General features: G+C 71.6%; 14 protein-coding genes. 10 read left to right on the plus strand and 4 right to left on the minus strand.

The genetic code is table 11. The features are described from left to right. Nucleotides 1–29: 29 nt before the first annotated feature. Entirely contained in the window at nt 30–245 is a 216-nt protein-coding gene (locus tag J5Y10_RS18585) for a hypothetical protein (RefSeq protein ID WP_209375591.1), read from the minus strand. Between the two features lie 166 nt (nt 246–411). Here J5Y10_RS18585 and ugpB point away from each other — a divergent pair, with 166 nt between their 5' ends. From ugpB to J5Y10_RS18625, 8 genes are all read left to right on the plus strand, one after another. Next, nucleotides 412–1,755 carry a sn-glycerol-3-phosphate ABC transporter substrate-binding protein UgpB gene (ugpB, locus tag J5Y10_RS18590; RefSeq protein WP_209375592.1) on the plus strand — a complete coding sequence of 448 codons (1,344 nt, stop codon included), beginning with the start codon at nt 412–414 and terminating at the stop codon, nt 1,753–1,755. Between the two features lie 48 nt (nt 1,756–1,803). Next, complete coding sequence (ugpA, locus tag J5Y10_RS18595) at nt 1,804–2,685, plus strand: sn-glycerol-3-phosphate ABC transporter permease UgpA (RefSeq protein ID WP_209375593.1); 882 nt, start codon at nt 1,804–1,806, stop codon at nt 2,683–2,685. Beyond that, nucleotides 2,685–3,578, plus strand: coding sequence for a sn-glycerol-3-phosphate ABC transporter permease UgpE (gene ugpE / locus J5Y10_RS18600; protein ID WP_209375594.1), 894 nt, complete (start codon nt 2,685–2,687; stop codon nt 3,576–3,578). The genes ugpA and ugpE overlap by 1 nt, the downstream gene beginning before the upstream one ends. A 5-nt stretch (nt 3,579–3,583) precedes the next feature. After that, the gene (gene ugpC / locus J5Y10_RS18605) at nt 3,584–4,651 is read left to right on the plus strand and encodes a sn-glycerol-3-phosphate ABC transporter ATP-binding protein UgpC (protein WP_209375595.1); all 1,068 of its coding nucleotides are present in this window, start codon (nt 3,584–3,586) and stop codon (nt 4,649–4,651) included. Between the two features lie 43 nt (nt 4,652–4,694). Next, nucleotides 4,695–7,007, plus strand: coding sequence for a glycosyltransferase family 4 protein (locus J5Y10_RS18610; protein ID WP_209375596.1), 2,313 nt, complete (start codon nt 4,695–4,697; stop codon nt 7,005–7,007). 116 nt (nt 7,008–7,123) lie between these two features. Further along, nucleotides 7,124–7,321 (plus strand): hypothetical protein, encoded by a 198-nt coding sequence (locus tag J5Y10_RS18615; RefSeq protein WP_209375597.1) that lies wholly within the window; start codon nt 7,124–7,126, stop codon nt 7,319–7,321. Between the two features lie 65 nt (nt 7,322–7,386). Then, complete coding sequence (locus tag J5Y10_RS18620) at nt 7,387–7,962, plus strand: NUDIX hydrolase (RefSeq protein ID WP_209375598.1); 576 nt, start codon at nt 7,387–7,389, stop codon at nt 7,960–7,962. A 197-nt stretch (nt 7,963–8,159) separates the two neighbouring features. Then, nucleotides 8,160–8,414, plus strand: a complete 255-nt coding sequence (locus tag J5Y10_RS18625; RefSeq protein WP_209375599.1) for a hypothetical protein — start codon at nt 8,160–8,162, stop codon at nt 8,412–8,414. On the opposite strand, the gene J5Y10_RS18630 is transcribed toward J5Y10_RS18625, so the two are convergent. From J5Y10_RS18630 to dapF, 3 genes are all read right to left on the minus strand, one after another. Continuing rightward, on the minus strand, nt 8,408–9,211 hold the full coding sequence (locus J5Y10_RS18630; protein WP_209375600.1) for a creatininase family protein: 804 nt from the start codon (nt 9,209–9,211) through the stop codon (nt 8,408–8,410). The genes J5Y10_RS18625 and J5Y10_RS18630 overlap by 7 nt on opposite strands. Continuing rightward, entirely contained in the window at nt 9,211–10,236 is a 1,026-nt protein-coding gene (gene ftsY, locus J5Y10_RS18635; RefSeq protein ID WP_408901591.1) for a signal recognition particle-docking protein FtsY, read from the minus strand. The genes J5Y10_RS18630 and ftsY overlap by 1 nt, the downstream gene beginning before the upstream one ends. Nucleotides 10,237–10,690: 454 nt before the next feature. Next, nucleotides 10,691–11,521: a diaminopimelate epimerase gene (gene dapF / locus J5Y10_RS18640; protein WP_209375601.1), complete on the minus strand. Its 831-nt coding sequence runs from the start codon at nt 11,519–11,521 to the stop codon at nt 10,691–10,693. 126 nt (nt 11,522–11,647) lie between these two features. On the opposite strand from dapF, the gene J5Y10_RS18645 reads away from it, so the two are divergent. Together J5Y10_RS18645 and J5Y10_RS18650 are read left to right on the plus strand one after the other, a co-directional pair. Next, nucleotides 11,648–12,187, plus strand: coding sequence for a gluconokinase (locus tag J5Y10_RS18645; RefSeq protein WP_245214859.1), 540 nt, complete (start codon nt 11,648–11,650; stop codon nt 12,185–12,187). A 72-nt stretch (nt 12,188–12,259) separates the two neighbouring features. Then, a complete protein-coding gene (locus J5Y10_RS18650; RefSeq protein WP_209375602.1) occupies nt 12,260–12,541 on the plus strand; it encodes a FeoA family protein in 282 nt (93 codons plus the stop codon). The last annotated feature ends 7 nt before the right edge of the window (nt 12,542–12,548 follow it).

Here is a 12,548-nt window from a genome sequence, read left to right on the forward strand (position 1 = left end):
GGGTTCCGCGAGGTAAGGGCTTCCCCGGATCACTCCGGCTTCAGCCCGCGACGGGGGTCGGCCAGCGGCCCGGCAGCCAGCCGCCTCGCCTGGCCATCCAGCGCGAGGCGAAGTCGCCCCACAGCCTGCCAGGGCAGCCCCGCCCCGCCCGGCCGCCCGGCCGTCGAAGTCGCCTTGACCGGGCCCTGCGCGGGGCGGGCACCCGGAGGCAGGATGTCCGGACGAAGGGTGGTTTCGTGTTCCATGTCCGCAACTCTCCGGCAAAATCCTGAAGGGAGGGTTGATGACAGGCCCTCCACACGAACGAGCACCCTTCCACAAACCGGTCATTGATCTGTAGTCTCGTCTCAACATGGGGCGTCTAACCCCGGGCAACGGCTCCATCGGGCCTCCACCAAGGAAGGAACCACCATGCGGCGACGCAGTCTTGCCGCCGGCGCGCTCGCGCTGGCGAGCCTCTCGGCCCCCTTCTCGGCGCGCGCGCAGCAGCCCGTCGAGATCCAGTTCTGGCACGGGCTGAGCCAGCCCGCCGGCGGGTTGCTGGAGAAGATCGCCACCGACTTCAACGCCAGCCAGGCGCAGTACCGCGTGGTGCCGACCTTCCGCGGCAGCTATCCCGAGACGGCCGTGGCCGCCATCGCCGCCTTCCGCGCCGGCACCGCCCCGCACATCGTCCAGATGTTCGAGGTCGGCACGGGCACGATGATGAGCGCCGGCCGCGCCATCAAGCCGCTGCATGAAATCATCGCGGAGACGGGCGTCGCCATCGACACCCGCGACTTCATCGGGCCCGTCGCCGGCTACTACAGCACCGCCGACGGCAAGATGATGGCCCTGCCCTTCAACAGCAGCACGGCGATCACGTTCTACAACAAGGACATGTTCCAGCGCGCGGGCCTGGATGTGAACAGCTTCCCCGCAACCTGGGAAGGCGTGGAACAGGCCGCCCGCAAGCTGAAGGCCGCCGGGATCGAGTGCCCGATGACCACCTCCTGGCCGAGCTGGCTCATGGTGGAGGAGTTGCTGGCCATCCACGACGTGCCGCTGGCGAGCAAGGCCAACGGGTTCGAGGGGCTGGACACGCAGCTTAACCTCACCAACCCGCTGCTCGTGCGCCACCTGACCAACCTGGTGAACTGGCAGAAGGAAGGGCTGTTCCGCTACGGCGGCCGCGATTCGACCGCCGATCCGATGTTCCCAGCCGGCCAGTGCGCCATCTCCTTCGCCTCCTCCGGCCTGCGCGGTCGGATCGAGCGCGAGGCACAGTTCAAGTGGGGCGCGGCGATGCTGCCCTTCTACGAGGGCACGCGCCCCCGCAACTCCATCATCGGTGGGGCGGCCTTCTGGGTGATGCAGCGCGGGCCGAACACGCAGCGCTCCCCGCAGGAGCTGCGCGGCGTGGCCGAGTTCTTCCGCTACGCCACCAGCCCCGCCGTGATGGCGCAGTGGCACCAGGACACGGGCTACGTGCCTGTGACCCGCGCGGCCTATGAGGCGAGCAAGGCCGCCGGCTTCTACGGGCGCAACCCCGGCGCGGACGTGCCGATCGAGCAGATGCTGCGCGGCGGCGACCCGACCCCGAACAGCCGGGGCATCCGCCTGGGCGGCTTCATTGAGATTCGCAACATCGTGCAGGAGGAGATGGAGCGGGCCTTCCAGGGCCAGGCGACGCCGGAGCAGGCGCTGCAGAGCGCCAATACCCGCGGCAACCAGGTGCTCGGTAACTTCGAGCGCGCGAATAGCCGCGCCAACTGACTTACCCGCGCCGGGCGGGGTGACCCGCCCGGCAGCTTGAAAGGCGCCATGCAGAAAAAGGTTATCTTCCGCGGCACCCTGCTGCCGATCGCGCTCCTGGCGCCGCAGCTTGTGGTGACCGTCGTCTTCTTCTTCTGGCCGGCGGGGCAGGCGGTGTACCAGTCCATGCTGCGGGAGGACGCGTTCGGCCTTTCCAGCGAGTTCGTCGGGCTGGAGAACTTCCGTGAGGTCCTGGCGGACCCCAGCTGGGTGCACGCCGCCCTCAATACCCTTGTCTTCTCCGGCTGCGTGGCCGGGCTGGCGCTTGGCCTGGCGCTGTTCCTCGCGGTGCAGGCGGACAAGTCGCTGCGCGGGGCCACGGTTTACCGCAGCCTGCTGATCTGGCCTTACGCGGTGGCGCCGGCCGTGGCCGCGGTGCTCTGGCTGTTCCTGTTCCAGCCGCAGATCGGGCTGATCGGACGCGGGCTGAACGCCATCGGCATCCCGTGGGACTACCGGCTGAACGGCACGCACGCGATGATCCTGGTGATCGTGGCGGCGGCCTGGAAGCAGTTGGCCTACAACTTCATCTTCTTCCTCGCCGGGCTGCAGTCCATCCCGGCCTCCGTGCTGGAGGCGGCGGCCATCGACGGGGCGCGGCCGGCTCGGCGCTTCTGGACGATCATCTTCCCCCTCCTCTCCCCCACCACCTTCTTCCTCCTGGTGGTGAACCTGACCTACGCCTTCTTCGAGACCTTCGGCGTCATCCATGCACTCACCGGCGGCGGCCCGGCGAAGGCGACGGAGACCCTGATCTACAAGGTCTATATCGACGGCGTGGAGAACCTGAACCTCGGCAGTTCCTCCGCTCAGAGCGTGATCCTGATGGTGCTGGTGGTCCTCCTCACCGCCTTCCAGTTCCGCGCGGTCGAGAAGAAGGTGCATTACTGATGGAGGCACCTCCCCTCATTCGGGACGACGCGCTGCTGCGTGCCACGCGCCGCCGCCGGCTCGTCTCCCGCGTGGTGGCGCATGCCGCGCTGATCCTAGGCGTGCTCATCGTCGCGTTCCCGATCTGGATGACGCTGGTCGGCTCCACCCATGACTCCGGCACCATCGGGCGCGGTGAGGTGCCGTTGCTGCCGGGCACCCACGCCGTGGAAAATTATGCCACGGCCTGGGGCAAGGGCGGCGGCGTCATGCGCACCACCCCCGCCTCGCTCATGCTGTGGAACAGCCTGCTGATGGCGGTACTGATCGCGGTGGGGAAGATCGCCATTTCCATCCTCTCCGCCTATGCTGTGGTGTTCTTCCGCTTCCCCGGCCGCATGGCGGCATTCTGGGCCATCTTCATCACGCTGATGCTCCCGGTGGAGGTGCGGATCATCCCGACCTTCCAGGTGATCGTGGACCTGAATCTCGGCAATACCTGGGCCGGGCTGGTGATCCCGCTCATCGCTTCCGCCACCGCCACGCTGCTCTTCCGCCAGTTCTTCCTGACCATCCCGGATGAGTTCGTCGAGGCGGCGAAGATCGACGGGGCGGGGCCGCTGCGCTTCCTGAAAGACGTGGTGCTGCCGCTCTCGCTGACGAACATCGCCGCGCTCTTCGTCATCCTCTTCATCTACGGCTGGAACCAGTATCTCTGGCCGCTCCTCATCATCAACGACCGCTCCATGGAGACGATCGTGGTGGGGCTGTCCAAGATGATCGGGCGGGGTGACAGCCAGAACGATTGGAACACCATCATGGCGACCGCCGTGCTGGCCCTGCTGCCGCCTGTCCTGGTGGTGGCGCTGATGCAGCGCTGGTTCGTGCGCGGCCTGACCGAAACCGAGAAGTAAGCTCCATGGCCACCCTTTCCCTCCGCGACGTCCGCAAATCCTTCAACGCGACCCAGGTTCTGCACGGCATCGAGCTGGAGGTGGCGGACGGGGAGCTGGTGGTGATCGTCGGCGCCTCGGGCTGCGGCAAGTCCACCCTGCTGCGGATCGTGGCGGGGCTGGAGACGCCCACTTCCGGCCAGGTCGTCATCAGCAACCGCGACGTGACGGGGCTGGAGCCTGCGGACCGCGACATTGCGATGGTGTTCCAGAACTATGCGCTCTACCCGCATATGAGCGTCTTCGGGAACATGGCCTACGGCCTGAAGATCCGTGGCCTGCCGCGCGCGGAGATCGAGAAGCGCGTGCAGGCCGCCGCGGAGATCCTGGGAATTGGCGCGCTGCTGGAGCGCAAGCCGAAGCAGCTCTCCGGCGGGCAGCGGCAGCGCGTAGCGATGGGCCGCGCCATTGTCCGGGAGCCCGCGCTGTTCCTGTTCGACGAACCGCTGTCGAACCTCGACGCCAAGCTTCGCGTGCAGATGCGGGCGGAGATCCGGCGGCTGCAGCGGCGGCTCGGCGTCACCTCCCTCTTCGTCACGCATGACCAGGTGGAGGCCATGACGCTCGGGGATCGGCTGGTGGTGATGAACGCCGGCCGGCCCGCTCAGGTCGCTCCGCCGATGGAGATCTTCTCCCGCCCCGCGGACACTTACGTGGCCGGCTTCATCGGCAGCCCCTCCATGAACTTCATCCCGGCAACGCTCGAGGAGGGCGGCCGCGCGGCCCGACTGGCCGAGGGCTCCGCGATCCAGTTCGCCGACGGCCCGCGCCCCGGCCCGGCCGGCATGCCCCTGATCCTCGGTCTGCGGCCGGAGCACATAGAGCCGGGTGACGGGCCCGACTCGCTGCCGCTGGCGGTGGAACTGATCGAGCCTCTGGGGTCGGAGACGGTGGTGCATGGCCGCGCCCCCGGCGGGCTGGCCGTCACCGCGCGGCTCCCCGGTGCCTTCTCCGGCGCCGTCCTGCCCGTCCAGCTGCCAGCCGGGCATCTTCACGTCTTTGATGCGGGCAGCGGGCGTCGCCTGGACCCCTGATCGCCTCTTCCGGCCGGCGCCGCCGCCCGCTACCCATCGGGTGATGGATGCCTGGCCGAACGAGCCCCCCGCCCCCTCGGATGAGCCTGCCCGCCTGTGGCATGAGGGCCGTTTCGCGGAGGCCGCGCTGCGCTACGCGGCCCTCGCGGCGCAGCTGCCGGACCCGGCTGGCGCGCTGCTGTGGCAGGGACACGCCCTGCGGCGGGCGGGCGATCCCGCCGCCGCCCTGACCGTCTATTCCCGCGCCGCTGCCGAAGCCCCCGCGGACCCCGCGCCGCACCGCCATGCCGGGCACACGCTCCGCCTCAGCGGCCGGCCGGAGGAGGCCTGGGAGCGTTACGCCATGGCCGTGGCGCTGGAGACCGGGGCCACCTCGGGCCCTGGGGTGCAGGCGGCCATCACCGCGCTGATGGCCGGGGATCCCGGCCCGCCCGAGCCGCCGCGCCCGGCCCGCCCGGTCACCATCGCCGCCGACCTGCCCGCCCCGGCGCCCCGCCCTGCCACGGCGGCGGCCGCAGCCCCGGCGCGCCCGGTGCCGCGGATGCCCACGATGCTCGCCCCGCCGCCACGCCCCCGCATGGCGATGCTGCGCGCCGGCGGTGCCGCCGGCCCGCGCGCACCGGTGCCGGCCGGGGGCGGCATCGCCTTCGACATCAGCGACCTTCTCCTCCACTTCGAGGGGCGGCGGACGCTCACTGGGATCCAGCGCGTGCAGGCCAGCCTCGTCGGCGCGGCGCTCGGGGCCGGGCTGGACGCGGCTTACCTGGCCTTCGACCGCGAAAGGGTTGCCTGGCGGGCGGTCCCGGCGGAGGCGCTGTCCCTGCTCCTTGCTGCTGCGGCGGCCGGCAGTGACGCCGAGGATCCGGCCTGGATCGCGGCGCGGGACCCGGTGCTGGAGGCCGCCAGGCGCGGGCGGACACATGTCTTCGCGCCCGGCACCTCCCTGGTGAACCTTGGCAATTCCTGGGGCATTCCCGATTACTTCCGCGGCCTCCGCGCCGCCCAGCGGGGTGCCGGCCTGCGCTTCGTGCCCTTCCTGCACGACTGCGTGCCGCTTGTGATGCCGGAACACTGCGTGCGGACGCTGGTGCAGGACTATGTGCGCTGGTTCTCCTCCATGGGCGTCCACGCGCACGGGGTACTCTGCAATTCGGAGTGCACGCGGGCCGATGGTCACCGCTTCCTCGACTCGCTTCTCCCCGGGCTGGAACTGCCGATGCAGGTGGTGCGGCTGGATGCCGACCCGCGCGGCAACGCGGCCCCCGATCCCTCGGCGCTGGACGGGACGCGCGCACCCCGCCCGCCCGAGCCCTACGTCCTGTTCGTCGCGACGGTCGAGAGCCGGAAGGACCACCTGACTGCCTTCCGCGCCTGGCTGGCCCTGCTGCGCCGGCACGGGCCGGCGCGCGTGCCCCGGCTGGTCTGCGTCGGCGCCCAGGGCTGGCACGCCGAGGCGGCGATGAACCTGCTGGAGGGCAATGCGGAGCTGTCCCGCCACGTGGTGCTGTTGCACGGCATCTCCGATGGCGGGCTGGCCGCGCTGTACCGGGACTGCCTCTTCACGCTCTACAACTCCCACTACGAGGGCTGGGGGCTACCGGTCACGGAGAGCCTCGCCTGGGGCAAGGTGCCGGTGGTGCCGAGCCATTCCGCCCTGCTGGAATCGGGCGAGGGCGCGGCCGTCTACGTGGACCCGCAGAGCGAGGCGAGCATGGCGGCCGCCGTGGAGCGGCTGCTCTTCGAGCCCGGGGCGCTGGACACAGCGGAGGCCTCGGTCGCCGCCCTGCCCGCGCGGCGCCGCTGGGACGCGGTGCTGGCCCAGGTGGTCGCGGCGCTCGAAGACTTCGGAAAGGCCGCCGTGACGCCGGTAGCGGAGCGGCTCTCCCTTCCGCTCGGGCTGCACCTCCCGCTGGGGCGAGCTGACTCGGCGGTGCCGGACCCGGCCATCGCGCTCGGCGACCTGGTGCGGGACGGCGCGGGATGGCGGCCGCCGGAAGAATGGGGCACCGCGCTGGCGGGCGGTCCCGCCCGGCTACGCCTTCCCCTGCCGCCGGGCACGGAGGGGCTGCTGCGGCTTCACCTCGAGTTCCGGGCGGAGGGCGGGGGTGGGCTGACCGCCGCACTCTTCGCCGACTCCGCCCCGGCAGGCGGGGCCCGCGTCGCCGACCTTCCCGCCGGCGATTTCGCGACCGCCTTTCCGGTGACGGTCGCCCAGGGCACCGTGGCGCTGGAACTGGAGATCGAGGCACCGGAGGGGACGGGACTTCGCGGCCTGATGCTCTGCCGCGACGACGACCTGCTGGCGCGGCTCTCCTTCCTGGAGGCGCAGGGGCTGCCCTCGCCGCGGATCGGCTGAAATACAGCCACTGGTTGCTGGAGTGTTAACGGCCCGGCCGGCGAGGCTGGGCCATGCACGCCATCCGACCCTCCCGCTTAACCAGGGATTCACGGCTCTCCGGTATGATCCTGCGCATGATCAGCAGCAACTCTCTTGCCGCCTTCACGCAGGACGTTTCCCGCGCCGCCGGCATCGGGGAGGTTCGCCCGGTCCGCGCCGCCGCGGGCGGGTCGGAGCGCTCCGCCGCCCCGCCCCAGCGCGTGCTGGAAGCCGTGCCAGCCGCGCCAGCCACCCCTCTACCACGCGGCTCCCTGCTCGACCTCCGGGTCTAGTCTGCCACCCCCGGGGACTTGTTAAGGGGTTGTGACCGGAAAGGCCCGACGCCATTCTTCCGCCCATGTCCGGGCAGTTCGAACGGGTACGGCAGGCCGATGACGACCGCGACCGGCTGGTCTGCCGGGACTGCGGCTACGTGGCCTATGAGAACCCTAAGATCGTGGTGGGTTCGGTGGTCGCCCTGCCCGATGGATTGGGTGGCGAGGCCGTTCTGCTCTGCCGCCGCGCCATAGAGCCGCGCCGCGGTTTCTGGACCCTGCCCGCCGGCTACATGGAAATGGGCGAGACGGTGGAGGAAGGCGCCCGCCGCGAGGCGTGGGAGGAAGCCCGCGCCCGGATCCGGACGGAAGGGGTCCTGGCCGTCTACTCCGTCTCCCGCATCGGCCAGGTCCAGGTGATGTTCCGTGCTCGGCTGGATGAGCCCGGCTTCGAGGCCGGGCCGGAGAGCCTGGAGGTGCGCGCCTTCGCCTGGGACGAGATCCCCTGGGACGATATCGCCTTCCCGACGGTCCGATGGGCGCTCCACGCCTGGCGCGAGGGGGCCGGTTATCCAGGCCCCGCCGTTCTCAATCCGCCCGAGGATGCGCGGGGTACGCGCCCCCTGCCCGGGCCCGCCCTGGCCGGAGGTGCCGGATGATCGCAACCCTTGCCCTATCCACGTTCCTTCTCGGTGCCGCGCCACTGGATGGCGGACCGCCAGGAGCGGGCATCCAGCTCGTACAGGAGGCGGCCCCGGAGGTCGCCCCGCAGGCAGCGCCCGCTCCGGCCGCTCGCCGGCGCCCGGCCCGGCGTCGTCCTGTGCGGCGCCGTGTGGCCCCGGCACCCCAGGAGGAGGTGCTGACCATCCCGGCCCCCGCGCCCGCTCCGGCGCCGCAGGCCGACATCGCCCCGATGCCGAACCGCAACATCGAGGCGCCGCGGCCCCCGCCCGCACCCGAGACCGCGACGATCCGCCCGGACCTGATCGAGCCCCGCTCGTTGCCCGATGCCCGTACCCAGTCCGGCACGCGCGGTTACACGGAGCGGCAGGACCGGCTCTACCGCGACCCGGCGGCAGGCGCGCGGCTGAACATTCCCTTCTCCTACTGAGGCGGGCGCCCGGCACGGCCGGGCGTCCAGACGTCGTCCGGAACCGACCAGAGAAGGGGATCGCGAAGCCCCTTCGCCAGCGCCTCGGCCATGGCGGCCAGGATGCGCTCGCCCTTCTCCGCCGTTGCCGCGCGCGGGTCGCCGCGCACGCCCGTACCGGGCGCGCGCTCCGCGAAAGACCAGAAGCGCTGGAAGGCGCTGCTGCCGACGGACCGGGCGTTCTCGGAGATCGCGCCGGCGATGCGGTCCTTCCGCACACCCTCCGGGTTCAGGGCCAGGTAGAGGCTCGTTTCCGCCTCGCAGGCGTGCAAAGTGCCGGACTGCGTCTCCAGGATGCCGGCGATCGCTGCCGCTGCGGCGTTGTGGATCGTCACCGTGACCACCGGGATCCCCGTCTCCGCGCCCAGTTCCCGCGCAATCACCATCAGCGGCTCCACGTTGCCGCCATGGGAGTTGGAGAGGAGCAGCTTGCGGAAGCCGCAGGCCTGGATGGAGCGGACCACGCAGGCGATCACCGCCTGCATCGCCCGGAAATCCAGGCTGATCGTGCCGCCGAAGGGCAGGTGGTGCTCGCTGATGCCCTGCCACATCGGCGGCAGCACGATCGCCGGCGCGTCCGCGGCCACCAGTTCCGCGGCGCGGATGGCGGTGGCGTGGCCGATCAGGCTGTCCGTCCAGACCGGCAGATGCGGCCCGTGCTGCTCCAGCGCGGCAACGGGCAGGATCACGGTGGCGTCGCGGGCGGCCCAATCGCCGATTTCGGCGGCGGTCAGCCGCTCCCAGCGCACTTCCGCCATCAGGAAAGACCCACCAGGGATCGCGCGTAGTCCCGTGCCTCGAAGGGACGGAGGTCGGCGGCGGTCTCGCCTACGCCCACGGCATGGACGGGCAGGCCAAACTCCTCTGCCAGGGCCACGACGACGCCGCCCTTGGCGGAGCCGTCCAGCTTCGTGACGATCAGGCCGGTCACATCCACCATCTCGCGGAACACCTTGCACTGCTGCACGGCATTCTGGCCGGTCGTGGCGTCCAGCACGAGAAGAACGGCGTGCGGCACCTCCGCGTCCAGCTTGCGGAGGACGCGGACGACCTTGCGCAGCTCCTCCATGAGCCCGGCCTTGTTGTGCAGGCGGCCGGCGGTGTCGATCAGGAGAATGTCGGCGGCTTCGGCCCGGGCGCGCTGCAGGGCCTCATGCGCTAGGCCGGCCGCATCGGCGCCCTCCTTCGCGGGGGCGACCACGGTGCTGCCGGTGCGCTCGCCCCAGATCTGCAACTGCTCCACGGCGGCGGCGCGGAAGGTGTCGCCCGCCGCCATCATCACGCGGCGACCCTCCGCGCTGTAATTCTGGGCCAGCTTTGCAATGGTGGTGGTCTTCCCCGTGCCGTTCACGCCGACGACGAGCACTACGTAGGGCTTCCTTCCCCAGTCCGGCCTGAAAGGCTGCGCGACGGGGGCCAGGATCTCGGCGATCTCCTCGGCCAGGGCGGACTTCACCTCGTCCTCGCCCACCTCCTTGCCGAAACGGGTGCGGCGGAAGCTGGCGACGATGCGCTGTGCAGCCGGCAGGCCGAGATCGGCCGTGATCAGCGTCTCCTCCAGCTCCTCCAACGCCGCATCGTCCAGGCGGCGTTTGCGGAACAGGCCGGTGAGGTTCTCCGTTAGCCGCGCGGTGGAACGGGACAGGCCCGCCTTCAGCCGGGAGAAGAAGCCGCCCGTCGTCGCAGGCTCCTCTGCCAGGGCCTCCGGCCCTGGGGCGGGCGGCGCCGGCGGGACTTCCGCCCGGGGCGCCGCCGGCGCCGGGGCCGGCTCCTCGCGCAGCATGGAAGGGGCATGCGGCGGGGCGTGCAGGTGCACGACCTTCGGCACCGGCTGCGCGACCTCGGGCTCGCCGAGGTCGGGCTCCTCCGGGATGCCGGGCATCATCGGGCGGGGTGGTGGCGGGAAGCCCGCTTCCCCCGTCGGCATCGGGACCGGCTGCGGCAGAACGAAGCCCGGAATGCCAGAGACCTGCGGCAGCAGGTGATCCGGCTGATGGGCCTGGATCGGCGGGGGAGAGGCCGGCGGGTCGCCGGTGGTCGGATCCGGTTCCGGGACCTGCGGCTCGGGGTCCGGCTCCCGCACCGGGGCGGACGGCTCGGAGGGCGTGGGCGGGATAGCCGGCGCGTCCGGCTCGGTGGCCGGCGGCGGGGAGACCGGCTCGGGGGTGGCCAGGCGGCCCGTCAGCCGCCCCCACAAGTCCTTCAGGGCCATGCGCTCTCCTTCGCGGTGGGACCCCTCACGCCGGATAGGCGTCGAGGTCGATCATGCCGGTGAACGCGGTGGCGGCGGGGCCGGACATCAGCACGTGGCCGTCCTCCCGCCACTCGATCCGCAGGTCGCCGCCGGGCAGCGAGACGGTGGCCGCGCGGGCGGAGAGGCCTCGGCGCGCCGCGTTCACCAGCGCGGCGCAGGCGCCAGTGCCGCAGGCGAGCGTCAGCCCGGCGCCGCGCTCCCAGACCACCAGCTTCAGGTGGTCCGGCGCCAGGACCTGGACGAAGCCGATATTGGCACGCTCGGGGAAGAACGGGTCGTGCTCCAGCGCCGGGCCGATGCGCGGGATGTCCAGCGCCGCGAGGTCCGGCACGAAGAAGGTGGCGTGCGGGTTGCCCATGGAGAGGCCCGCCGGATCGGACACGCCCTCGGCCGAGAGGGGCAGGTGCAGGGTGTCCATCGCCCGGGCCAGCGGCACCTCGTCCCAGCCCAGCCGGGCCGGCCCCATGTCCACGCGGATGGTGCCATCCGGCAGGCGCTCGGAGGGCAGCTCGCCGGAAATGGTGCGAACGGAGAGCGCGTCCCGCCCGGACTCCGTCATCACCAGCTCCGCCACGCAGCGGGTCGCGTTGCCGCAGGCCCCGGCCTCGGAGCCGTCGGGGTTGCGGATCCGCATGAACACCTCCGCCCCGCCCTCGCCCGGCTCCATGACGATGAACTGGTCGCAGCCGATGCCGGTGCGGCGGTCCGCGATGGCGGCGGCGCGGTCCGGGCTGACGGGAAGCGGCGTGGCGCGCGCATCCAGCACGACGAAGTCGTTGCCGAGGCCATGCATCTTGCGGAAGGGGATGATCATCGCGCCGCCGATATAGGCTTCGCGGGCGCGCGCCGGAAGCGGTGGCCCTTGCCCGAGGACCCGATATGCCTGAGGGACGGGTCTAACTTGGGGCAAGGGCCGATGGGGAGCCAGGGAGAGAACGCCATGGGGAACGGGGCCGCGGGGGCGGGATCGGCGACCATGCCGGCGCAGGTGGTGCTCGTCATGGGCGTCTCCGGGGCGGGGAAGACCACGGTCGGCCGTCTTCTCGCGCAGCGGCTGGGTTGGACCTACCTGGAGGGGGACGACATGCACCCGCCCGCCAGCGTCGCGAAGATGGCGGGCGGCACGCCGTTGACGGATGAGGACCGCTGGCCCTGGCTCCGCGCCATCGCCGCGGAGATCGACGCACTGCTGACGGCGGGCCGTTCGGGCGTCGTGACCTGTTCCGCCCTGAAGCGCCGCTACCGCGACATCCTCATCGGCGGGCGAGGCGGGGTGCGGCTGGTCTACCTGAAGGGCGGAACGAACCTGCTCTCCCCTCGGCTTGCCGTGCGGGCGGGGCATTTCATGCCGCCGAGCCTGCTGGAAAGCCAGTTCGCCGCGCTGGAACCGCCCGAGGATGATGAACACCCCATCGTCGTCGTCCCGGACCGCCCGCCGGAGGCGCTGGTCGAGGAAGTGATTCAGGCACTGGGGCGGTAGTCCGCCCGCCCGGTGGCTCGGGCCGCTTGCAAGCGGCTCGCATCCGCGAACGAGCGGGCCTATAGCGGGCCCATGAACCCCGCCTCCCACATTCCCGGTCAGGCCGCCGACCTCGGCGCCCTGCCGGTCGGTTTCCAGGGCCGCATCCGCGCGATCCGGGTGGATGGACCGGGCGGGCCGCTTCCCGGGCCGGAGCTGGAGCGGAGGCTGCTGGAGCTCGGCTTCACCGAGGGCGCACCGGTGGAGATCCTGCACCAGGGCCTGTTCCGCGATCCCATTGCCGTGCGCGTGGCCGGGAGCACGGTGGCGCTGCGCCGCCGCGAGGCCCGCGCCGTGATCGTCGAGCCGGCCTGACCGCGGC

It is taken from the genome of Roseomonas indoligenes, from assembly GCF_017813365.1.
GTDB lineage: Bacteria > Pseudomonadota > Alphaproteobacteria > Acetobacterales > Acetobacteraceae > Roseomonas > Roseomonas indoligenes.